Here is a 24100-nt window from a genome sequence, read left to right on the forward strand (position 1 = left end):
AAAAACAAAGTCGGGTTAAATACGTTTTGGTAATTGGCTTGCCCAGTTCATTAGGCGCGTTGCATCATTGGTACGTGCTGCAGATGAGTCCGCACCCAATAACACCACCACTGCTGGACGGTTATTTAAAGTGGTATGCATTACCACACAACGACCGGCTTCATTAATGAAACCTGTTTTTGAAATATTAATATTCCAACCACCATTACGAACCAAGGCATTGGTATTGTTTGATTTTAATACACGATAGCCCAAGTTAAAGTCATAGCTGGCTGTGGTTGAGAACTGACGAATCAGACCATACTGTGATGCGGCATTGACCAAAATACCCAAGTCACGTGCTGAAGCGACATTGCCTGGATGCAGACCAGTCGACTCCATATAATGGGTTGAATTCATACCCAAAGATTTGGCTTTGGCATTCATCGCCGAAACAAAGGCTGAGCGACCACCCGGATACGTCCGTGCAAGCGCCGATGCTGCTGGGTTTTCTGACTTCATTAATGCAAATAACAATGCCTCTGCACGGTTCATACTGTCCCCTGCACGCAGGGACGAGCTTGAACTTTTACAACCCGAACACGAAAAGTCCGCTTGCTGTAAAGTAATGTTTTCAGACATATTTAAACGCGCATCTGAAATCACCACCGCCGTCATCAGCTTAGTAATCGAGGCAATCGGCAGCGCGGTATTACTGTTTTTACTGTACAGCACTTCACCTGTATTGCCATCCATCACCAGTGCTGCACGAGCATTGACACTGGGTTGGTTGGAATATTTCGAGGTATCGAAAATTTGTACTGTTTTCGAGGTACTGTTGTTTGTTACCACACCATTGGAACTGCGAATACTGGTAGTGACTTTTGTTGAACCCTTAGGAGCGTACTCTTCAGGATCTTCCATGAGATCATCATTCAGAAACTGTTCTGCATCTGCTGCAGACCAGCTCATGCTTGCTTGGCTAGGGCCCGAGCCCGGATTCATCACCAAGTCTGCAAAGCTATGGGTACTGACCGTCGTTGCAATCGACCATCCCAATAGATGCATTAAAAATTTATTTGATTTTTTCACTTTTCTTCACTCAACTTCATAACCCATAAGATACATTTGCGTATTCACGCCAATATGCCTTACATTTGTACACAATGCGAACAGCATTGCCGTCGACAGCGTGCATATCTTTTCAAATAAGCCTAAGAATAGGATTGCTAATTTTGTCGTTTCATTGCAAGCTTATTTTGCTTTATGTAACAAAAAATATGGTTTTTATAGTGAGGAAGAGCTAGGTGATCACAGTTTTAGTGGTAGATGACCATGAGTTAGTACGTACAGGGATTTGTCGAATGCTCGAGGACCATGCCGATGTTCAAGTCATTGGCCAAGCTGAATCTGGTGAAGAAGCAATTAATCTCGTCCGTCAACATCACCCGAATGTGGTTCTGTTAGATGTCAACATGCCAGGGATTGGTGGCGTTGAAACCACACGCCGCTTACTGCAAACCGCACCCGAAACCAAAGTACTGGCAGTCAGTGGCCTAGCTGAAGAACCGTATCCTTCCCTGTTACTCAAAGCTGGCGCCAAAGGCTACATTACCAAAGGTGCGCCCGTGACCGAAATGGTACGTGCCATCAATAAAGTGATGCAAGGCGGCAAATATTTCAGCGCTGATATTGCTGAACAACTGGCCAGTTCTTATCTATCGGATACACAAACCTCACCTTTTGATGCTCTGTCTGAACGTGAAATGCAGGTGGCGATGATGGTCGTGAATTGTATTAGTGCACAGGAAATTTCTGACAAGCTTTTTGTCAGCGTAAAAACGGTCAATACTTACCGTTACCGAATTTTTGAAAAGCTCAACATTGACAGTGATGTGAAGCTGACTCACCTTGCTATTCGTTATGGTTTAATTAAACCCTGATGCAAGCTGACTAACACCCACATGCTGCAATACTCAACCAATATTCAGTTAAATCAATACCGTCTAGGTGTTTGGTATGCGTCTTATCGACTGTTTATTGGTTGCTGTTTATTGTTGGTTTATCTGCTGACTTATGAGCAACTGTTTTCCAATTATCAATATCCAGTATTGTATCGTTCTGTCCTGATTGGCTTTATTTTTATCAGTGCCTTTCAGCTATTGAGCCTCAAGCATGTGCGCAAGCGCATACCACTTCAGCTCACCTTGTTATTTATCGTCGATGTCATTAGCCTCAGCTTACTTACTTTCGCCACCGATGGTCCGAACTTACAGTTAAGTTTATTGTTTGTGATCACGATCTTTGCCTCTTCTGTATTGGTCGATAAACAAAAAGCACTCATCATTACGTTGATTGCTGTGATTACACTGGTTTATCAACACTTTATTGGAACGCTATTTTCAATTAGTTCACTGAATACCATTGGCAACAGTGCCGTGCTCGCCTTTTTGTTCTTTGTGGTTTATGGGTCTGGACAAATTGCAGTACGACGTTTTCAAGTCCTTGAAAATTTAAACTTCTATCAGTCCCAAGAACTGGATCAACTGCAAAACATTAACCGTTATATTTTAGAGCAAACCGAGCTCGGCTATTTGGTTCTCGATGAAAACTGCCACATGGTGCTGAGTAATCCTGCCGCATGTGCATTATTGGGTATCTCCCCGATTTATGCTCACGATAAATATCCTTTGTACAAAGCACAGCCTGATTTATTTGAACTCCTCAAATTCGACCAACTGAAGAATGGAGAAAAATTCCAATTTACATCCCAGCTGAGTCGCTTTCAAATTCAGATCGAAATTCAAAAACTACAAGTACCGAATCAGACACTCACCTTATTCGTCCTGCAAGATGCACAAAAAATTAATCAACGTGTACAACAACTCAAACTGGCTGCACTGGGTCAACTTTCTGCCAGCATTGCACATGAAATCCGCAATCCACTGGCAGCCATCACGCAAGCCAATGAATTAATGCAACTTAACGACCCACAACAAGAACTGTTGCATAACATGATTGCCAAACAAGCCTCACGGATTGATAAAATTATTGGCGATACACTGAACATGGCACGCAGTAAAGAAACCTATCCGACCTTGATTGATGTCGCCTCTTTTTTAGAACGTTTTATCGTTGAAGATTTGCCCGATGTCAAAGATCAAATTGATTACCGCATTTCCGATCAAGCTCAGATTCAGTTTGATGAACAACAACTGAGGCAAGTGCTGATCAACCTGATTCGAAATGCCATTCGGCATAATGCAGCTGAAGCCGAGCACATTCACATTCGAGTCTATAGCTATAAAAACCTCGTCCACATTGATGTCTGCGATTTTGGTGAAGGGGTCGCCACTCAGGATCAAAGCACCCTGTTTCAACCGTTTTTTAGTACCTCAATCAATGGAACTGGGTTAGGATTATATTTATCCCATAGTTTCTGCGAAGCCAACCAAGCTAAGCTATACTATGTAGAACAAAAAATAGGGGCATGCTTTCGGATTGAATGCCCCCGTATAAACAATGACGTGTAATTTTTGGGGTTAAACGTGGAAAAAAAACCACTTGTTTTATTGGTGGATGACGAACAAGACTTATGTACACTGATGCAAATGTCTTTAAGTCGGATGGGGATTGATACACATATTGCCTATCGCTTACAAGAGGCGGTTCAAGCCCTGAAAACGCATCAATATGATGCCTGTCTAACCGATCTGAATTTACCCGATGGTAATGGCCTGAGCTTGGTCGATTTTATTGCTCAAAATTATCCTAATTTACCCGTTGCTGTGCTGACGGCTTACGGCAATATGGATATTGCGATTGCAGCACTTAAAGCTGGTGCTTTTGATTTTGTCAGCAAACCGATCAACCAAAAACATTTAGAGCAACTTTTACAAAAAGCTTTTAATCAGCCGATCAGTCAGCTGCATATCCAAGAAGATACGCTTGAACATCGTCTGCTGATTGGTCAGTCCCTTCCAATTCAGCAACTACGCATCACCTTAAAGAAAATGGCACGCTCGCAAGCCCCTGTCTTTATTACGGGTGAATCAGGTACGGGCAAAGAAGTGGTGGCTAATCTGGTACATCGCCTGAGCAATCGCAATGAAGGACCATTTATTGCCATCAACTGCGGTGCCATACCGACTGAACTGATGGAAAGTGAATTGTTTGGACACCGTAAGGGTAGCTTTACAGGGGCGACTCAAGACAAACAAGGGCTGATTCTGTCTGCGCATGGCGGCAGTTTATTTTTAGATGAAATTGCTGAGTTACCGCTCACTATGCAGGTGAAACTGCTGCGCGCGGTACAAGAAAAACGCATTCGCCCAATTGGGAGTGACACCGAAATTGATGTCGATTTCCGTGTGATTAGTGCCAGCCATCAAGACTTAGAAGCACTGGTGCAACAAGGCAAGTTCCGTCAGGATTTGTACTTCCGCATCCATGTCATGGACATTGTGCTGCCTGCTCTACGTGAGCGTGGCAATGACATTATTCTTTTGGCTCAACATTTCATTCAAAAAATCTGCCAAGAATGGGACATCCGTTATTTAAAACCTACTTAAACCTACTTACGTGGGTTTAATGTTTAATTCCTACTTCATCATCAAGAACCAATTGCTATTGCGCTTGGGATTACCTCAATTCCATAGGCTGTCACGGTGTAACTCACCGCCATTGGTGGCTTATGTAGCCACCAATTCTTTATCTGCATGTTTTAGAATATTGATGGCAGCATTAATATCCCTGTGATGCAGGGTGTTACATGAACATCGCCACTCACGCATTGCAAGTGTCAGGTTTTGGTTTAATTCACCACAATTCGAACACATCTTGCTGCTTGGAAAGAATCGTCCAACAGAAAGTATTGATTTGCCATGCTGTTTAGCCTTGTAAATCAACTGTCGCTTGAACTCATAAAAGCCCATATCCGATATGGCTCTTGAGAGCTTACGGTTTTGTACCATACCTTTCACATTTAAATCCTCAATCGCAATCAGATCGAATCGCTTAACTAAATCAGATGTGACTTGATGAAGATTGTTTTTTCTCAAGCATGATATTTTGTAGTGCAAACGAGAGAGCTTGGTTTTCGCTTTTTCTCTGTTTTGACTACCTTTCTTTTTACGGCTAAAAGACTTAGCAAGTCGTCTTAACTTGGCAAGCTGTTTCTTTAGTGGCGCACTTGATGGAACAACCTCGCCATTAGATAAAGTGGCAAGACTGGAAACACCTAAATCAATACCAACAGATAAACCTGTTTTGGGGTGAAGTTTCTCAGGCTGATTTAATTCAACAGCAATCGAAGCAAACCACTTACCACCCTGTTTAAATATTTTCGCTGATAATATTTTTCCTTGATAACGCAAATCCTCAGTCATTTTTACCCAACCCAAGTTTGGGATACTAATTTTTCTATCTTTAATGCTGAATTGGTCATTTGATAATGAGAAGCGATCATCTACGCCTTTTTTTCTAGGCTTTGGATATTTGGATTGACCATTAAAAAAACGATCAAATGAACTACCCAATTGCTTAATCGCAAGTTGTGGCGCACATTTGGTCACTTTAAGCATGAAAGGGTATTTCTCACGCTTGAACGAGTTTAAGTGCTTTCTTATTTTAGCTTCGGATGGTTTATTTAGAAGTTTTTTATCCACCTGAACGCCATAATAGTCACACTGATCTCTATATTCCTTATCTGCTTTATATTGACGTTGCCATTCTTTTAAAGCCCAATTATACGACAAACGAGCAACACCACTCGCTTGAGCGAAATGACTTGCTTGCTTATTATTTGGCAGTAATTGGATTACATGCCCTCGTATGAATCGGCTCATAGTGCGTCTTTGACTGCCTGTATTAACTTTTGGTTTTTCTTACTACGACTACCATATAATCTTGCCGAAAACACTGTAATGATTTCCAAAACATCTTGAGCAAGTTCTTCCTCAAAAGACAAATTTTCACCCTTATTAAGAATGACGATCTCCACGCTTTTAGCTTCACATAAGGCAAAAACCAACTCAGCACCAAACCGCAATAAGCGATCTTTATGCGTTAAAACCAAACGTCCGATTTCATCATTCATGATTGCTTCTAGCAGCTTATTTAAGCCTTTTTTTCTATAGTTCATACCCGAACCAAGATCGGAGATTAATTCAAACGTCCAACCTTGATTTGCACAGTACATTTCAAGAACTTGTTGCTGTCGAATTAAATCTTCTTTTTGGTCATGACTCGATACCCTTGCGTATGCAATGGTTTTCCTTTGAAGTTGACTATCGGGCTTGTGTATTTGCTCAGGCGTGATCTTACTCAGATCATATCGTCTATGATTTTTAGGGGTTCGATCTGCAACCAAAGTGCCTTCTTCATCCCAACGCCTTAATGTTTGAATGGAAACACCTAATGTTTTAGCTGCAACGCTAATGCTTACATATTTACTCATGTTGTATATAATAGTATAGAAATAAGTAGATTTCAATTAGCAGTTACAAACCCAGTCAAACCACTGAGTGAACGTGCACGTGAGTTTTTATTAGCCCAATATTATCCAGGCAATGTGCGTGAACTACGCAATATGATGGAACGTGCCATCACTTTAAGTGATGAAAGCAGTATCGACTTACCACACTTGCAAACAACCCCACTGCGACCGATTGCTCAAACCAACTACGCCAATGCCACGCAACAAGGTGCTGTTGGCAATGATCAACTCAGTCATGTGCCTTCGCGTAAATTGCCCGAAGAGGGTTTAGAGCTGTATTTAGAAAAAATTGAAAAAGAAATTTTGATGAATGCGCTCAATCTCACCCACTGGAACCGAACACTGGCGGCTAAAAAGCTCGGTATGTCTTTCCGCTCTTTACGTTATCGCTTGAAGAAATTCGGGCTAGATGGCGAAGATGATCCCGTTTAGAGACTTAACGACGGTTAATTAGAATCTCTGCCACATGTTCAACATAGCTTTCGTCTTTGAGTTCATGTGGCATTGGGTATACCTGATTCGGTGCAATTCCCACCCCTTCAATCATCCGACCACTTGGAGTGTAATAATGCGATACGGTCATTTGCAGCGCGGCACCATTCGATAACGGAAATAGTTTCTGTACCACACCCTTACCATAACTTTTTTCACCAATCACCCACGCCCGTCCATGCTCCTTCAGCGCAGCGGTAAACACCTCCGCGGCCGATGCAGAGCGGTCATTAATCAGAATCCCCACTTTTAAGTTTTGAAACTCTAGGCTGGGTAAAGCTTGGAACTGTTGATCCCCTTCAGAACGGCTTTGGGTTGAAACAATCACCCCTTGATTTAAGAATAAATCAGCAGATTCAACTGCGGCAGACAACAGCCCCCCGGGATTATTTCTGAGGTCAATCAAGACCGCTTTTAAACGCGAAGACTGATGTTCTTCAATCAGTTGCTGAATTTCATTGGCCGTATCCTGTTGAAACACCCGCACCTTGAGCACCAAAACTTGGTTATTCAATAATTGCGCCTGAATATCGGTTTCAACTTTTTTGGTTCGGACTAAATTGATCGGGGTTGAGTTGGCTTTCAACTGCAAGCTGACGGTACTACCAATCGCCCCACTGAGTAAATCATTGACCTGTGACTGATTGAGCTTACGTAATTCTTGATCATCTATTTTAAAAACGGCATCAGCATTTCTTAAGCCCAGTTTGCTGGAATCTGAGTCAGGCTTTAATCCACGAATTTGCCATTGCTGTAAACGAGTATCAAAGCTTAAACCGAAATCGACTGAAGCCAAATCGCCTTCGGTATATTGCACCAGTTGCTTATATTCTTGAGGAGATAAATAGCGCGAATAGCGGTCTAAACCACTAACCAAGCCTTTAATGGCTTGTTGGAACAATGCCTCATCACTGCGTTCAGCCACATAATTGTCTTTGACTAAACCATAGATTTGCACAAATTGTTGAATGGATTCAATTGGAACTTCGACATAACCTTGTTCCAATTCATCATCAAAAGCGGGTGCTGCCGCTGTTTTTGCAACAGCCCCCATCGGGTGGATCAGACTCAGACCTAAAGCAATCACTACACCTATTGAAGTCCACGATGCTTTTGCCATTTACCCACCCAAATTGATTTATACGTCTAATGTAATTAAGTTACGACCTTGCATGTCTGCTGGAACAGGAAGATGCATCAAGCTTAACAAGGTTGGTGCGACATCGGCCAATACACCACCCTCCGCAATGGTTGCTTGGGTTGGGCCGACATAGATAAAAGGCACCAATTCTGTCGTATGCTGAGTATGCACCTGACCACTGTGATAATCCTGCATTTGTTCAACATTACCATGGTCAGCCGTAATTAACATATGGCCTTTTTGTGCCATCACCGCCTCATAGACACGGCCTAAGCATAAATCAACAGCTTCCACTGCTTTCACTGCAGCATTAAACACGCCCGTATGACCCACCATATCGCCGTTGGCATAGTTCACCACCAATAGATCAAACTCACCAGAGTTAATCGCAGCCACCAATTCATCGGTCACTTCATAGGCGCTCATTTCTGGCTTGAGGTCATAAGTAGCCACATTCGGTGATGGAATCAAAATACGTTTTTCACCTGGATATTCATCTTCACGACCACCACTGAAGAAGAATGTCACATGTGCATATTTCTCAGTTTCAGCAATACGCAATTGAGTTTTACCAAGGTCTGAAAGATATTCACCTATCGAGTTTTTTAATGCTTCAGGCATATATGCCACAGGTGTATCAATACTGGCTTGGTAGCGTGTCAACATCACAAACTTAGATAAGTTTGGTACAACTTTACGCTCAAAGCCTGCAAAATCTTTTTCAACAAACGCTTTGGTAATTTCACGCGCACGATCCGCACGGAAATTCATAAAGACAATGCTGTCACCATCTTGAACTTTTACGGCATCGCCAATGCGTGTTGCTTTGACAAACTCATCAGATTCATCTGCTGCATACGCCAAGGCTAAACCTTCAACTGCTGTAGCTGCAGTACGTGTTGCTTCAGACTCAGTGAGTAAACGATAGGCTTGTTCCACACGGTCCCAACGGTTATCTCGATCCATCGCAAAATAACGACCAATCAGACTCACAATACGACCTTGATTTGGATATTGAGCAAACAACGCATTTAATTTTTCTAAAGATGGCTGAGCACTGCGTGGTGGGGTATCGCGACCATCTAAGAAGGCATGGAGGTACACGGTTGCACCGCGTTTTAACGCAAGTTCAGCCATGGCAACAATATGATCTTCATGTGAATGCACACCACCTTGAGACAACAAGCCCATGATGTGTAAGGCACCGTTTGCAGCTTTGGCTTTTTCAACCGCATCGATTAACACTTCATGCTCAAAAAAAGCACCCGTACGGATGTCTTTCGTGATTCGGGTAAAGTCTTGATAGAGCACGCGACCTGCGCCCAAGTTCATGTGACCCACTTCAGAGTTGCCCATTTGACCATCTGGCAGACCTACGTCTTCACCAGAACCTGAAATTAAGCTATGCGGATGCTTTGTTTGAATAGCTGTTAAATTCGGTCGATTCGCTGCTAAAAATGCATTGTCTTCGACCGCTTCACGATGACCCACACCATCCATAATGACCAGTACGTGAGGGATTTTGCCAGCAGTTGCATCCGCCATAATAAACACTCTTTTTTGTCTACAAATTAATCGCTATATCTTACCGAATTTTCGGTCAAGACTCTATGCAGGCATGATGGTTAAACACCATCATGCACATTGTTTTCTTCAATATCGTGCAGTTATCGCGCACGTTGTAATAAATAACCACCTACGCCAAACATCAGTAAAATCGGCACAAATACAAACCATGCGGGTGAAGGCGAATAAACCAAACTTGCATAACCCAAGAAATCTTGTAGGTAAAAGAAACCTAAGCCTGTAAACAGTGCAATCACCAAACGAAAGCCCATCGATTGTTGGCGCAGTGGGCCAAAAATAAAGGAACAGGCAATCAACACCAAAGCAATCAAGGCAAATGGAGACGCCACTTTCTGCCAAAAAGCCAACTGATAAGTTTTAGGCACTTGGCTGTATTCATGCATATAGCTCATAAAACTGACCAATTGACTCGGTGAAAGGTCTTCAGGGTCAATCGTCACCATGTGCACATATTTCGGCTGCAGTGCCAGTGTCAAAGGCGTTTCAGCGGCCTTTTGTGCCGTAGCATTGCCTGTCGGCAGGAAATCAACTTGTGCGGTATTTTCTAAAATCCAACGACCATCTTGCACAAACTGACCTTGCTCAGCATTTAGAACGCCTTTTAAACGAGCATTATTGTCAAAGTCGACCACTTGCACATTTTTCAGCTGACCTTGAGAATTGGCATAATCGACATAAATAAAACGCTGCCCTTCTCGTGTCCAATAACCACGTACTTCACCAAGTTCAGCCGCAGTTCGATGGCTTTTCACACCTTTGGCTTGCTCATTGGTGTATGGAATCACCCATTCACTTAAAGCAAATGACAGCACCACCAAAATTAAAGCCGAACGAATCACCCAACCGACGATTCGCCAAAGACTCACCCCTACCGAGCGCATCACAATCAGCTCACTGTTTGAAGCCAAAGTGCCCAGTCCCAGTACGGAGCCAATTAACGCGGCAATCGGTAGAATCTCATAGAGATATTGCGGCGCCCCCCACAGTACATAACGTAAGGCATCCCAAGCGCCATAACCTTCTTTAAGGGAGCCTAGCTCACCCAAATAGGTAAACAGAATTTGCAAGACCGATAAAATAGCGGTAGCACCCAGCATCGCCATCGCGGTGGTTTTGGTCACATGTTTTGCGACTATACGACGTGCGAACATGATTAAGACCCCGCTCGTTGTAATGTTTTCTTAATTTTCGGGGCCAGCTTTTGTTTACGCGAAAACAAAGCCGCTGCTATCGCATAGATCACCAAGATCATTGGATAAGCCCAAATCCCCATTTCTTCTTTACTGACTCGGGTTTTAATGGCCATCAGCGCTACGATTAGACTGGCAAAAATAAGCAATGCAGGAAACAGCTTTAAGTAACGTCCTTGACGTGGGCTCACTTCAGATAAAGCCACAGCGAGAAGCAACGCCACTACAATGGCAAACGGTACAAAAATACGCCAGCCCAACTCACTCGCCACGACAGGATCATGACGATTATCCCAAAGTTTAATGGTGGATAATGCTTCAACATCGGCACTTTCAAACTTTGCTTCTTTATCATTTTCTAAACGTAGGCGATAAGACTGAAACTCGGCTTGGCTATAACGCGGCTGTCCCGGATAAATTTCATAACGGCGACCTTGCACCAAATCCACCACATTGGCGGGATCATTTTCAATTTCAACCCGCGTGGCTTCTTTGGCCAAAATCATGACATCAGGCTTACCTTCTGCTTCAGCACGTTGATAGAAGAAGATGTCTTTGAGGTTTTTACGGTCTTCGGATAAGTCACCCGCATAAATGGTATAAGGCCCCGATGAAATAAACTCTTTGGGTCGAACCAAATCAAAACCTGTACGCACCGCCTGACTGGTGGTGAGTTGCTCAAACTGACGAACACCCCACGGCGCCATCCAAAGCATCAGCACGGCTTGAACAGCAAGAAACACCACGGTCATAGGGATCAGCAGTCGCCCCAATTGGTTACGACTGACGCCACTGCCATTGAGTACTGCCATTTCATGATCGACATATAAACGACCAAAAACCAGCATCAGCCCAATAAAAAAGCCTAGAGGAAGAATCAGCGTTAAAAATTCAGGCAAACGATAGCCAATAATACTAAATAAAATACCTGCATCTAAGCGACCCTGCGCGGCTACACCAAAATACTTGATCAAACGACCGCCCATCATGATCAAGGTCAATAAGGCGATTACAACCAAGGATGTCGACACCACTTGTTTGACCAGATAACGCCGAATAATCAAATTAATTCTTCCAAAAATAGGTGAATAAAAACTAGCGCTAGTTTACCCGAATAGTGAAAATATAAAACCTGTACTCTTGTTGCACTTTGCAACTCTATTCATGTTAATGTTTCAGTGGTTTAATCATTTTCAAACTTTATAAGGCTTAAATAAAACTTATGAAACTCTCTATTAATACGTCATTCACAGAGAATACGTCTAGCCAATTTTTGTTGATATTAGTAGATTCTGAAAACACGCAACACCTTGCAAATGCTTATCAAATTAATGATTTAAACAACTTAATTGAAGCGACTCAGTTTAAAGCTGCGTTCAATGAAACCTTGAGCCTGATTGGTCAAATTCCAACAAGCCCCAATGCAGCCTTGGTCGGTGTCGGTAAAGCAACTGAATTACAAGCAGCAAAGCTGGTGAAAATTGCTCAAACCATTATCAAAGCTTCACAAAAAAAATTCAAACACATCAGCCTTGACCTTTCAGCCCTTCCAGCTGAACTCCATTATTTATTTGCCCTCAGTTTGACGCAAGCGGCATATGCTTTTGATGAATTCAAATCGAAAAAAGCAGACAACGTGCTTGAACAGATCAGCCTCATTGCCGCCCAGTCACCGCTGAATGCTGCGCAACTTAAATTGATTGAAGCCGTGCAATCTGGTCAAAGCTTTGCTCGTGACTTAGGCAACCGTCCGGGCAATATCTGCTTCCCTGAATATTTGGCAGAGCAAGCCTTAGAACTGGCAGCCCAATATCCGGACCTACTCCGTGTTAATGTCCTTGATGAGCAGCAAATGGCTGATCTGGGCATGCATTCCTTCCTTGCGGTGAGCAAAGGTTCAGACCGCCCAGGCCGTATTATTACCCTTGAGTATCAAGCTGAACGTACTGAAGCCCCAGTGGTCTTGGTCGGTAAAGGAATCACCTTTGATACAGGTGGCATTTCATTGAAGCCGGGTGCTGGTATGGATGAAATGAAATATGACATGTGTGGTGCAGCATCGGTTCTAGGGACACTCCGTGCTCTGTGTGAATCACGTTTAGCCATTCATGTCGTAGGTACGATTGCTGCAGCTGAGAATATGCCATCAGGTAAGGCTACGCGTCCGGGTGACATTGTGAGCACCATGAGTGGCCAAACCGTTGAAATTTTAAATACCGATGCAGAAGGTCGTTTGGTGCTGTGCGATACATTGACCTATGTGAAGCGCTTTAACCCTGAACTGGTCATTGATATTGCAACCTTAACGGGCGCCTGTGTCGTGGCACTCGGTTCAGTCTTAACGGGTATGTTTACCCCAGATGACAAACTGGCGGCCGAACTATCTGAAGCAGGTCAAAATAGCTTTGACCGCGTCTGGCGCATGCCTGTGATTGATGACTATCAAGAACAGTTAGACTCTCCATTTGCCGATATTGCCAACATTGGCGGGCCTAAAGCTGGTGCTGTGACTGCGGCTTGCTTCTTGCAACGCTTCACCCGTGATTACCGCTGGGCGCATTTGGACATCGCAGGTACAGCATGGAACTCGGGTGCCAATAAAGGGGCAACCGGTCGCCCAGTACCCTTATTGATGCAATTCCTAGCTCATCGTGCGCAGTCTAATGGCTAATATTAGCTTTTATCTGTTTGAGCAAAGTCCTGAACGACAAGTCGAAAGTGCTTGTCGTTTGTGTCGAAAAATCTTGCGTCAGCCAGAGCGAATCTGGCTGTATGCAAGCGACCCTGAACTACAACAGCAATTGGATGAACGTTTGTGGAGTTTTGATGACACGAGCTTTATTCCGCATGGCATTGATCAAATCGATGCGCGCATTTGTATCTCAGCCCAACTGCCTGAGCAATCCGACTGGATTGTGTTCAATTTTAACGATCAAGCTCTTGAACAGTTCGAAAAATTTAGCCACATTATAGAAATTATTGAAAATAACGAATCGGCCAAACAACAAGGTCGTGAAAAATTTAAACAATATAGACGACTCGGAGTTGAAGCTCGAACCTTCAAGCTTTAAATGATTCCCCGTCTAAATAAGGAGATGCGTAGTGGCATTGAATGTTGGTCCAGATTTTAAACAGCGCTGGTTAAATGTACCTGATGCTGTTCGTCAGGCCTTTATTGATGACCTGAGTCGCGTCTGCGATGTACTCAAACCTGAAACAGGTTTGCACAGTTGGATTGAACAAGACCAACGTGCTCAAGCTGTCTCGACCCAACGAATTGAACAAGCGTATGCCGATCTGAAAGCACAGCTGATTGAAGAAGCGCGAATTCGTAAACAACAAGCGTTGGAAAAATCTCTGGCAAACAAACGCGCAGCACAGGAAGCTTATGCGGAGAGCCTCAAAAAAGATGAAATCCGTCAGTTCAATGAGCAAACCCAAGCTTTAAATGTGATGCGTCAAAGTGTCGATCAGGAAATTTCGAGTTACACCGCACGCTATGAGAAAACGCCTGAACAAGCTCTGGACTATGCCAAAGGTAAATTTGGTATTGATGACTCACAAATTTTGTCTGAGTTAGAAAGTGTCCGTTTACGTTTAGAGCTTGAAGCGGAAACCTTAATTGAAGAGTCCGTCGCCAGCTACCGCAGTAAGCTGCAAGCCGCGGCTCAAGAAGAAATTGACTATATTTTGAAAAATTCAGACTTTTCTGATGAAGTGGTATCCAACTCTGCCTAACTGGCCTTGGCTTCCACTTAAACTCACTTCGGTGAGTTTTTTTATGCACCCTTGTTTTGCTCGGCTGATGTGGTCTGTGATCTCAAACCAACACATCAACCATAAACGATAAGGTATTGCCCACACCATAACCAATCGCCAACAAACTACCAATCCAAATCAGGCCACCGGTCACGTTATACCACATAAAAGTCGCCAAGCTCATATGCCCTGCGCCCGCAGCAAAAGGCGCGAAAGAACGCACAAAAGGAATAAAACGTGCCACTAAAATGGTTTTACCACCATGCTTTAAGAAATATTGATTGGTCTTCATCATATATTCGGGTTTCAGCCAACGCGAATGCTGATGGGCAAATTTAAAGCCCAGCTTCTGACCAGTATAATAATTGACGATATAACCCAATACCGCAGCAATCATCATCAAAATACCCATGGTATGGATATGAATTAAATCCGAGCTGGAACATAAGGCACCAATGGCAATCAGTAAACTGTCACCCGGCAAAAAGAACATAAAAACGAAGCCCGTTTCTGCAAAAATAATCAGAAAAAGAATCGCATAAATCCAAAGGCCGTATTCTGCAAGCAGTACGGGCAATAATTGTTCTAGATGGAGAAAAAAATCAATCATTGTCACCTATCCGTGCAATGAACTGCGTACTATCTTTCATCATACTCAATTGCTTACCTATTCATTTCAAAAGAAAAACTCCCTCATTTTGGGCAAATAGGGAGCTCATCTTTTGTCTATTCTTGCTGCAATCTAAACGATTTTTCTATTTCAAGAAACCATTTTGTGCCAAAAAGTCTAAACTAATTTTAGATTGTGGGGGAGTTTCCGCAGCTTTGTCACCCATCATCAGACGTTCAATGTAGCGTGCTAACACATCCACTTCAAGGTTCACTTGACTGCCTGCCTTCCACGTTCCAATGTTGGTTCGTTCAGCCGTATGCGGAATTAAATTGAGGCTTAAAATACGCCCACGCAAATGATTAATGGTCAAACTGATCCCATCGACCGTAATCGAGCCTTTTTCTGCCAAGTAACGTGCAATCTCAGCTGGCGCAGTCACTTCAAAATAAAGCGAACGTGCATCTTCACGCACAACGGTGATTTCACCCACAGCATCGACATGACCTGACACAATGTGTCCACCAAAACGTGTGGTGGGCAACATCGCCTTTTCCACATTTACACGTTGTCCAACTTTCCAGTGGGTCAGTGTGGTTCGGTTCAAACTTTCACGTGAGACATCGGCAGCATACCAGTGCTCACCCCAGTCAATCACTGTGAGGCAAATGCCATTGGTGGCAATCGAGTCACCCAAATGTACATCTGACATATCAAGATCCGTACCAATGCGTAACCGCACATCGCCACCGACATTTTGTACGCTTTCAACCGTGCCCAGACTTTCGATGATCCCTGTAAACATTTCTGATTTCTACCTCTATATTTTTACCACAGCGCCAACTGTGTCGTGACCCCAGATGTATCGACCCCACCCAATTCGGCATAATGGTACAACTGCCCCAGTAGCTGACGAATTGGTGGACCTGACTTGGCATGGGTATCCGTGATCACAATAAACTCTAACACACGCGCACGCTCAGACTGACGCTGTTTACTCACGCGATAACGCGGTACATCCTGCGTTAATAAAGTCACGCGACCTCGCTCCAAATTGGCTTTGAGCAAGTCTCCTGCTTCAATATTACCATCGGTTGAATAACTAGTCAGAATGTAACGTGCATTGATGGTAGAAAGTAATTTTTCATATGCCTCTTTGGCATACTTTGACGAGTTATAAGGACTCGGACGCTCTTTGCGCCACGCACGGTCAATTCCGCTTTTAAAACCTTTGGTGTCTGGTGTTGGTAAATCTACCTGATCCCATAGTGTTAAAGCATTTAAAACATGATAGTTACTGCTGTAGGCATGCTGGTTATAGGGTGGATCTAGATAAGCTACATCGACCTCAAAACTGCTCATTTGGTTGGCCAAATGCTGTGCATCGACACACCACATTTCAGCCATCGGATTCTTTTGCTTATTATCACCCACTTCACTAAAACGACTTGGAGTTAACCACAACAAGGATTCAATCCGCTCTAGCGCTGTTTGGGTTTTACCGCCCCAACCGTGGTGGAAACTTTTAAAGACGCCGGAAGTATTGCTGACAAAACTTGCAGAATACAGCAGCGGTGCCAGTAAAGCAGACATCTCCACATCATCGATTGCCCCTTGTGCCTGCCATGTGGCAATTTGCTGACGAATCGCATCGATACGCATGCCGTTGCGACGTTTGAAGAACAAACGATCTCGGCTTGGATCATAAATCTCATCATTTCGCGGACACAGATTATGCGTTACCCAGCCCTTAACTTCAGGCAAGCGGTTTAAATAATCAATGGCTTTTTGATAACCACCTAACTCTTTAAATGCAGGCGCTTCGGTACAGGCCAAAATGGCATGGTTCAAGGCATGGCTATACGGTTCCCAGTCATTGGCAATCACCCGATAACCATTTTGACGCGCCAAACGCGAGACCACGCCCGAACCTGCAAAGAAGTCAGCAAAAATAGGCGCACGACCATCTGCACGGTTTAAAGTCCCTGTACTCTCGAGTGCCTCTAAAATCAGATGTAACAGACGGCGCTTATTCCCCAAATAAGGAACAAGTTGATGAAATAGATATTCATCGGTGGTACGTGCCGCGTGACGACGTTTATGATAAACCGTAGACTCTGAACTCATAATGACTCTTGAGAAGGGATAAGCGTTAAGCGCACATCGTCACCCAATTGTGTGACATCCATAAGCTTAAAGCGGAGTTGCTCTGCCATCTGAGAAAACTCAGCATTGAACATTGCACGTGCAGACTGACCCAATAAGGTCGGTGCTACATAACTAATCATTTCATCGACCAACTTCTCTTGTAAAAAAGCTGTCGATAACGTTGCACCTGCTTCAACCATGACATCGTAAATCTGATGCGATTGAACCAACTGCTTTAATAACTGATCTAAAGGCTGTACAGCAAACTGTAGCACACTTAAATCGGCCAATGCTTGGCGATAAGGCCCCATCACCATCACGGTATCAGGCTGTTGTAAAATTTGAGCCGTCAGCGGCAAGCGGCCTTGACGGTCCAACACCAGACGTTTCGGTTGTACAACCGTTGTCAGATCCGCAACACTCGGAAGCTGTCTGACATTGAGCTGAGGATCATCGGCCAATACGGTTTCAATCCCCGTGATCACGACACCAGAAATGGCACGAAAATGCTGGACATCCAACCGTGCTGCTGGGCCTGTAATCCATTTCGACTCACCCGAAGCCATCGCTGTTCGACCATCTAAACTAGAGGCAACTTTTAAACGCACATAAGGCATGCCAGTAGCCATGGCTTTTAAAAAGCCCGCATTCAACTGATGCGCTTCGGTTTGGCAAATGCCGACATCGACCTCTATGCCTGCTTCTTTTAAAATTTGTACCCCTTTACCAGCCACCAAGGGGTTAGGATCTGGACAGGCAATCACAACCCGCGCCACACCTGCCTCGACCAAACCTTTGGCACACGGCGGTGTACGCCCATAATGCGCACAAGGTTCTAAAGTGACATAAGCCGTTGCGCCTTGGGTCTGTTCGCCCGCTTCACGCATCGCAAAAACTTCTGCATGTGGCTGACCCGCTTTAGGGTGATAACCCGTCCCCAGCAACAGCCCATCTTTCACAATGACACAGCCTACATTTGGATTTGGCTTGGTGCTGTATTGACCTTGCAGTGCTAAAACAATCGCTTGTTTCATCCAAGCTTGGTCAGCGTGTAAAGCACTAGACTGTAATTCAGACATGGATGCCAACTCGCTTAATGTTCACGTTGTTGCATTTGTTCAATTTGGTGACGAAAGGCATCGACATCTTGAAAGTCTTGATAGACCGATGCAAAACGCACATACGCAACATGATCCAATGAAAATAAAGATTGCATAACAATTTCACCAATGGTGCGTGATTTCACATCACGCTCACCTAAACGGCGGATTTGCAGCTGAATATCGCTCAAGACGGTTTCAATTTGCTCTTGCGTCACGGGACGTTTTTGTAAAGCATGCATCAAGGAACGACGCAATTTCGCTTCATCAAAAGGTTCACTTTTTCCATCCGACTTGATCACACGAGGCATGACCACTTCATAACTTTCAAAGGTTGTGAATCGTTCACCACAACTAATACATTCACGACGACGACGAATTTGACAACCTTCAGCGGCCAAACGTGAGTCGATCACTTTACTGTCTTCAGCGTTGCAAAATGGACAATGCATAGTGGTTAAATTGAACAAATTTGAATGGTTTTAGAGTGTAGCAAAAATTCGGTGTTTTGTAGAGTTTTACGCTAGATATAGAAAAAAAACAGCCCTTTCGGGCTGTTTCACACAATATATTGATTATACTGTTTATTTATTATTCTATTGATTAGTCCACACGTTCACCATGTTGGCTCAAGTCTAGGCCCATACGTTCATCATCAGATTCAACGCGAATTCCAATCACCAGATCAATCACTTTCAAGATGATGAAGGTTAATACTGCTGAGTATGCAATCGTTGCCAATACCCCTTCAACTTGAACCCAAAGTTGATGCATTACATCACTTGGTGCTTTGTCGCCCATGATGAAATCGCTGGCAAAGAATGCTGTTAAGATTGCACCGACAATACCACCGACACCATGTAAACCAAACGCATCTAAAGAGTCATCGGCTTTTAAAGCACGTTTCAATGCACTGATACCCCAGAAGCATACCACACCACCGATTAAACCCATCGCCAGTGCACCGCCGACAGTCACAAACCCTGCTGCTGGTGTAATCACTACAAGACCAGCAACCGCACCAGATGCAGCACCGAGTACTGAACCTTTACCACGTGCAACTTTTTCAGTAATTAACCAAGAGATTGCCGCTGCTGCTGCTGCTACTTGAGTCACAAGCAATGCATAACCTGCTGAGCCGTTTGCGCCCAATGCAGAACCCCCGTTGAAACCAAACCAGCCTACCCACAGTAGGCTTGCACCCACAACGGTTAATGCCAAGTTGTGTGGAGCCATTGATTCACGACCTAAGCCCATACGTTTACCAAGCATATATGCAGCAACCAAACCTGCCACACCTGAGTTGATGTGTACAACGGTACCGCCGGCAAAGTCGAGTGCGCCATCATTTGCTAACCAACCACCGCCCCATACCCAGTGAGTAATTGGTGCATAGACCACGACTACCCAAATCGAGATGAAAGCGATAAATGCGCCGAATTTCATCCGTTCTGCAATTGAACCACTAATAATGGCAACGGTAATGATGGCAAAGGTCATTTGGAAAATAACGAATAGAACTTCAGGAATCGTCCCTGTGAGTGCATCTGTGGTAATCCCAGTCAGCATGAACTTATCTAAGCCACCAATAAAGGCATTGCCCTCACCAAAGGCCAATGTATAACCAATGATGACCCATGCAATACTTACCACTGCTGCAGCAACAAAGCTATGTGCCATAGTACTTAAGACGTTTTTCTTACGAACCATACCGCCGTAGAATAACGCTAAACCTGGAATGGTCATTAATAAAACCAGTGCTGTGGAGACTAAAATCCACGCCGTATCACCTGTATCTAATGTTGGTTCTTCTTCTGCAGGTGCGGGTGCTTCTACTGGAGCAGCAACGGCTTCAACCGCTGGAGCAGCCACATCCGTTGTTTCAACCACTGTGACTTGTTCTGATGGCGTTGGCGCTGTTGCTGCTTCTTCAGCCCAAGCAACAGAACCACCTAAAAGTGCGCCAGATAAGCTCAGCGCGAATAGCATCTTTTTCATTCGTATCCCCCAACCTAATTTGTGCGAGTTATGTGTTACTCAGCAAACTTCATGCCAAATTAAACGGCATCGGCACCTGTTTCACCTGTACGGATACGGATGACTTGCTCTAAATTTGTGACGAAAATTTTACCGTCGCCAATTTTTCCGGTACTAGCCACACGTGTGATTGACTCAATCACCGCGTCGACCATTTCATCACTGATCGCGATTTCGATTTTTACTTTTGGTAAGAAATCAACAACATATTCAGCGCCACGATAAAGTTCAGTATGACCTTTTTGACGACCAAAGCCTTTGACTTCAGTTACCGTGATCCCTTGAACACCAATTTCAGACAGTGCTTCACGCACATCATCCAATTTAAACGGTTTTACAATTGCAGTTACGAGCTTCATGTTTGTTTTCCTTCGGCTTATTTCACCAGTAAGGTTTTATGTTCAAATTTCATGCCAAAAATTCTTAGGTTGGGGGGAAAAGAAAGTCTGACATGAGTTTTCTTTATACCCTATTCTATACATTTAAATGCGTTTTGAGCTTCAAAATTCAGGTTTTTTAGTCGAAGATTTATGATTTTTTTACAATCGATGAAATCATATTTCATCTGAAAGGCTATAGAGTCAGAAGCAGCAATGGTACACTGCTGTCACGTCTCCAACTGTTGGATATAGAAATGATTGAAACTTTATTACAAGCCATACTGGAACAAGTCGAACAACCTAAACAAGACTTAGAACATAATTTACGCGCACTGCTCAATGAAGCAGTCACCAAGATGGATTTGGTTTCCAAAGATGAAATTGAGCGTCAACGTACTGCACTGAATAATGCCAATTTGCGTTTAAATGACTTATTGAAACAAGTGGAAGCTTTAGAGTTACGCATTCAGAACAAAAAATGAGCACCTGTTTGGTGCAACAAAAGACGCATAACGAATTAAAATAATGCACTATAATGGAACAAAAGATGTCTTTTGCCAAAATTTACACTCGAGCTTTGCTCGGTTTACACGCACCTTCGGTTGAAGTTGAAGTTCATCTGAGCCAAGGACTACCCTCTTTAACCATTGTGGGGCTTCCTGAAGCAGCCGTTCGGGAAAGCAAAGATCGGGTGCGCTCCGCCATTATCAATAGTGGCTTTCAGTTTCCGACCAAACGTCTCACCATCAACCTTGCACCCGCAGACCTGCCCAAAGACAGCTCGCGGTTGGATTTGCCTATTGCACTGGGTATTTTAATTGCCTCTGGTCAGCTCCCTGAGCAAGGAACTGAAAATTTTGAATTTATAGGTGAGTTGGCACTTGATGGGCAACTGCGACCAATTTCAGGTACTTTAAGTATTGCGATTGCCTGCCAGCAAGCTGGACATCAACTGATTTTACCTGAGGCCAATGCGCAAGAAGCCTCTCAACTGCCCAATTTTCAAGTATTTGCAGCGCAACATTTAAAACAAGTCTGTGAGCATCTGTCGCAAAACCATCTCATCCAACAGTTTCAACCCACGGCGCTAAAAGCCTCCCAACATTACAAATTTGATTTGGCCGATGTTAAAGGTCAACTACGTCCGAGACGTGCCTTAGAGATTGCGGCAGCAGGTGGTCATTCTTTGCTATTTAAAGGACCGCCAGGGACAGGGAAAACCCTATTGGCTTCACGTTTAGCCAGTATTCTCCCACCCTTGAACACGCAAGAGAATTTGGAAGTGGCGAGTATTTACTCGGTGGCCAATCATCAACATCCTTTTGGACAGCGGCCATTTCGTGCACCGCACCATACAGCTTCTGCAGTTGCCCTAGTCGGTGGCGGGTCACAACCCAAACCCGGTGAAATTACTTTGGCACATAAAGGCGTGCTGTTTTTAGATGAGCTACCAGAGTTTGACCGCAAGGTGTTGGAGGTTTTAAGACAGCCGATTGAAGCCAAAGAGATTGTGATTTCGCGTGCTTCACGGCAGATCACCTTTCCAGCCAATTTCCAACTGATTGCTGCAATGAATCCGTGTCCCTGTGGTTATGCTTTTAATCAAGATAGCCGTTGTCAGTGCTCAGCCGAGGCGATTAAACGCTACCAAAACCGCATTTCAGGGCCGTTACTGGATCGGATTGATTTACATATTGATGTACCACCCTTGCATGCTTCTGAATTGCAAGACACACAAGCCGTGGAAGACTCGGCAACTGTACGTGAGCGCGTGATTCAAGCTTATGAATGGCAAATGCAGCGCCAAGCTTGTCTCAATATGGCTTTATCACCCAAACAACTCGAACAGTTCGCACCACTAGATGGACAAGCGGCTTTAATCTTTGAAAAAGCACAACAGCGTTTAAATTTGTCTGCTCGGGGTTATCATCGGATTTTAAGAGTGGCCAGAACCATTGCGGATTTGGCCCAGTCAGAGCACATCCAAACTGGACATTTGACTGAAGCTCTCTCCTACCGACAGCAAAATGCCTAAAAATCGCTAAATTCCACATAGAAAAAACCCCTCTAGGCCTTAGGACTAGAGGGGTTTTGAAGATGCTAAAACTTAGAACGTTTTAGTTAAGGTAAACACGGCACCTGTTTCTACAGCACGTGCTGTCACATGATCCAGATTATCAGTATCAAAATTGGTTCCTACCGCTGCCAATTCTGCTGTTGCACCAGGAATAGACTGGAATGCATAGGTCACACCCACTTTCCAATCGACATAATTGTCATCATCACCAAATGAATATTTATCTTCATCACTCACCACGGTATAACCCACATTCGCGACACCACCAAAGCCCGTTGAACCAAATGGAATTGCATAACCAGCATTGATGTTCCAGCTGTCTGTATCTTTTGCAACATAATCATTGGTATAGTTCACATTGGTCAGTAGGCTGTCCCCTTCAGTAAAGACACTCGCAAAGGTTAATTTGCCATAAAACTCTAACCAGTTCAGATCATCTGCACTTGGATAGTTGTAGTACACCATACCCACATCAAGCACTGGCTTGCTGGCAAAGCTTTCTAATGTTGTTGCAAAACCAATCGATGGATCGAGCTCTAAGCTCGGTGAACCTTCACCAAAGTCAACATTTGAACCCCAAAGACCCAAATACAAGCCTGAGTCATGTGCCAAAGTAAAGCCCGCTTGTACCGCTGGATCATTTTGGGTTTGAGTTAAACCACGGAAACGATAGTCAGTTGTTACAGCAGCACTTCCACTAAAAGATAAACCAAACGGTAATGCTGGCTCGTCATCTGCGAAAGTGAATGCAGAAGCTGAAGCCACCACAGCTAAAGATAATGCTTTAAGTGCAAATTTCATTGTTTGATTCCCCCACATCGTATCCGACGTTTTTTGGTTATTTCGATAAACTCATGTAGGTAGTAGCAATAGATATGCCACATTCAATTCAACATCAGATACACCTTTTAAAAAATTATTATAAATAATTGTTTTTGTTAAAATTATATAAAATATAAGAAATTGAGCTTATCCTCAGCTTGATCGTTAAACCTCTTCGCGGTGAATTGAAGCCAAGCTCATCAAACAAACATAATTGTTTACAATATGCGCTATTTTGAGACTCATCTTTGGAACGTACGTTTTTAAGTGCATAAAAAAAGT

The 24100-nt window shown here is 43.8% G+C and carries 22 protein-coding genes and 2 pseudogenes; 9 read left to right on the top strand and 15 right to left on the bottom strand.

What is annotated here, in order from left to right:
• Positions 1–15 precede the first annotated feature (15 nt).
• Entirely contained in the window at positions 16–1071 is a 1056-nt protein-coding gene (locus AC4MDD_RS16550; RefSeq protein ID WP_010325698.1) for a serine hydrolase family protein, read from the bottom strand.
• Positions 1072–1286: 215 nt separating this feature from the next.
• On the opposite strand from AC4MDD_RS16550, the gene gacA reads away from it, so the two are divergent.
• The 3 genes and pseudogenes from gacA to AC4MDD_RS16565 form a co-directional block, all read left to right on the top strand.
• The gene (gacA, locus tag AC4MDD_RS16555) at positions 1287–1922 is read left to right on the top strand and encodes a response regulator transcription factor GacA (protein ID WP_004692836.1); all 636 of its coding nucleotides are present in this window, start codon (positions 1287–1289) and stop codon (positions 1920–1922) included.
• Between the two features lie 21 nt (positions 1923–1943).
• Positions 1944–3512 carry a sensor histidine kinase gene (locus AC4MDD_RS16560; RefSeq protein WP_078389590.1) on the top strand — a complete coding sequence of 523 codons (1569 nt, stop codon included), beginning with the start codon at positions 1944–1946 and terminating at the stop codon, positions 3510–3512.
• A 72-nt stretch (positions 3513–3584) separates the two neighbouring features.
• Positions 3585–4529, top strand: a pseudogene (locus tag AC4MDD_RS16565) (sigma-54-dependent transcriptional regulator); the annotation flags it as partial.
• 141 nt (positions 4530–4670) lie between these two features.
• On the opposite strand, the gene AC4MDD_RS16570 reads toward AC4MDD_RS16565, so the two are convergent.
• Both AC4MDD_RS16570 and AC4MDD_RS16575 read right to left on the bottom strand, forming a co-directional pair.
• Complete coding sequence (locus AC4MDD_RS16570; protein ID WP_005402020.1) at positions 4671–5825, bottom strand: RNA-guided endonuclease InsQ/TnpB family protein; 1155 nt, start codon at positions 5823–5825, stop codon at positions 4671–4673.
• On the bottom strand, positions 5822–6436 hold the full coding sequence (locus AC4MDD_RS16575; protein ID WP_005402019.1) for an IS607 family transposase: 615 nt from the start codon (positions 6434–6436) through the stop codon (positions 5822–5824). The genes AC4MDD_RS16570 and AC4MDD_RS16575 overlap by 4 nt, the downstream gene beginning before the upstream one ends.
• A gap of 81 nt (positions 6437–6517) precedes the next feature.
• Here AC4MDD_RS16575 and AC4MDD_RS16580 point away from each other — a divergent pair.
• A pseudogene (locus AC4MDD_RS16580) lies at positions 6518–6907 on the top strand (helix-turn-helix domain-containing protein); the annotation flags it as partial.
• A gap of 4 nt (positions 6908–6911) precedes the next feature.
• On the opposite strand, the gene AC4MDD_RS16585 reads toward AC4MDD_RS16580, so the two are convergent.
• The 4 genes from AC4MDD_RS16585 to lptF form a co-directional block, all read right to left on the bottom strand.
• The gene (locus tag AC4MDD_RS16585; protein ID WP_419282461.1) at positions 6912–8087 is read right to left on the bottom strand and encodes a S41 family peptidase; all 1176 of its coding nucleotides are present in this window, start codon (positions 8085–8087) and stop codon (positions 6912–6914) included.
• An 18-nt stretch (positions 8088–8105) separates the two neighbouring features.
• Positions 8106–9653, bottom strand: coding sequence for a 2,3-bisphosphoglycerate-independent phosphoglycerate mutase (gpmI, locus tag AC4MDD_RS16590; protein WP_491882041.1), 1548 nt, complete (start codon positions 9651–9653; stop codon positions 8106–8108).
• A 122-nt stretch (positions 9654–9775) separates the two neighbouring features.
• Positions 9776–10846 (bottom strand): LPS export ABC transporter permease LptG, encoded by a 1071-nt coding sequence (gene lptG, locus AC4MDD_RS16595; protein WP_491882042.1) that lies wholly within the window; start codon positions 10844–10846, stop codon positions 9776–9778.
• A 2-nt stretch (positions 10847–10848) separates the two neighbouring features.
• Complete coding sequence (gene lptF, locus AC4MDD_RS16600) at positions 10849–11949, bottom strand: LPS export ABC transporter permease LptF (RefSeq protein ID WP_279733548.1); 1101 nt, start codon at positions 11947–11949, stop codon at positions 10849–10851.
• 158 nt (positions 11950–12107) lie between these two features.
• On the opposite strand from lptF, the gene AC4MDD_RS16605 reads away from it, so the two are divergent.
• Genes AC4MDD_RS16605 through blhA form a run of 3 tightly spaced genes read left to right on the top strand, consistent with a single transcriptional unit; the run spans position 12108 to position 14623 of the window.
• On the top strand, positions 12108–13556 hold the full coding sequence (locus tag AC4MDD_RS16605; protein WP_491882043.1) for a leucyl aminopeptidase: 1449 nt from the start codon (positions 12108–12110) through the stop codon (positions 13554–13556).
• Positions 13549–13956, top strand: a complete 408-nt coding sequence (locus tag AC4MDD_RS16610; RefSeq protein WP_004692846.1) for a DNA polymerase III subunit chi — start codon at positions 13549–13551, stop codon at positions 13954–13956. Before AC4MDD_RS16605 ends, AC4MDD_RS16610 begins: the two co-directional genes overlap by 8 nt.
• Before the next feature lie 31 nt (positions 13957–13987).
• Positions 13988–14623, top strand: a complete 636-nt coding sequence (gene blhA / locus AC4MDD_RS16615; RefSeq protein ID WP_491882044.1) for a cell division protein BlhA — start codon at positions 13988–13990, stop codon at positions 14621–14623.
• An 82-nt stretch (positions 14624–14705) separates the two neighbouring features.
• Here the strand turns inward: blhA and AC4MDD_RS16620 are convergent, their stop codons facing one another.
• The 7 genes from AC4MDD_RS16620 to glnK form a co-directional block, all read right to left on the bottom strand.
• The gene (locus tag AC4MDD_RS16620) at positions 14706–15254 is read right to left on the bottom strand and encodes a VTT domain-containing protein (RefSeq protein ID WP_004692848.1); all 549 of its coding nucleotides are present in this window, start codon (positions 15252–15254) and stop codon (positions 14706–14708) included.
• Between the two features lie 145 nt (positions 15255–15399).
• A complete protein-coding gene (locus AC4MDD_RS16625; protein WP_176536997.1) occupies positions 15400–16059 on the bottom strand; it encodes a riboflavin synthase in 660 nt (219 codons plus the stop codon).
• A 23-nt stretch (positions 16060–16082) separates the two neighbouring features.
• The gene (locus AC4MDD_RS16630; RefSeq protein WP_004692850.1) at positions 16083–17381 is read right to left on the bottom strand and encodes a DNA adenine methylase; all 1299 of its coding nucleotides are present in this window, start codon (positions 17379–17381) and stop codon (positions 16083–16085) included.
• The gene (gene ribD, locus AC4MDD_RS16635) at positions 17378–18481 is read right to left on the bottom strand and encodes a bifunctional diaminohydroxyphosphoribosylaminopyrimidine deaminase/5-amino-6-(5-phosphoribosylamino)uracil reductase RibD (protein WP_491882045.1); all 1104 of its coding nucleotides are present in this window, start codon (positions 18479–18481) and stop codon (positions 17378–17380) included. Before ribD ends, AC4MDD_RS16630 begins: the two co-directional genes overlap by 4 nt.
• A 14-nt stretch (positions 18482–18495) precedes the next feature.
• On the bottom strand, positions 18496–18954 hold the full coding sequence (gene nrdR, locus AC4MDD_RS16640; RefSeq protein WP_004692852.1) for a transcriptional regulator NrdR: 459 nt from the start codon (positions 18952–18954) through the stop codon (positions 18496–18498).
• A 151-nt stretch (positions 18955–19105) separates the two neighbouring features.
• On the bottom strand, positions 19106–20500 hold the full coding sequence (locus AC4MDD_RS16645) for an ammonium transporter (RefSeq protein ID WP_058868720.1): 1395 nt from the start codon (positions 20498–20500) through the stop codon (positions 19106–19108).
• Between the two features lie 59 nt (positions 20501–20559).
• Complete coding sequence (gene glnK / locus AC4MDD_RS16650) at positions 20560–20898, bottom strand: P-II family nitrogen regulator (RefSeq protein WP_004281042.1); 339 nt, start codon at positions 20896–20898, stop codon at positions 20560–20562.
• Positions 20899–21173: 275 nt separating this feature from the next.
• Between glnK and AC4MDD_RS16655 the strand changes: the two genes are divergently transcribed.
• A complete protein-coding gene (locus AC4MDD_RS16655; RefSeq protein ID WP_004692854.1) occupies positions 21174–21401 on the top strand; it encodes an accessory factor UbiK family protein in 228 nt (75 codons plus the stop codon).
• Positions 21402–21466: 65 nt separating this feature from the next.
• On the top strand, positions 21467–22954 hold the full coding sequence (locus tag AC4MDD_RS16660; RefSeq protein WP_279744567.1) for a YifB family Mg chelatase-like AAA ATPase: 1488 nt from the start codon (positions 21467–21469) through the stop codon (positions 22952–22954).
• 72 nt (positions 22955–23026) lie between these two features.
• Here AC4MDD_RS16660 and AC4MDD_RS16665 read toward each other — a convergent pair whose 3' ends face one another.
• Positions 23027–23797, bottom strand: coding sequence for a TorF family putative porin (locus AC4MDD_RS16665; RefSeq protein WP_491882046.1), 771 nt, complete (start codon positions 23795–23797; stop codon positions 23027–23029).
• Between the last annotated feature and the right edge of the window lie 303 nt (positions 23798–24100).

This window comes from Acinetobacter sp. CAU_H_29a_1, assembly GCF_058599505.1.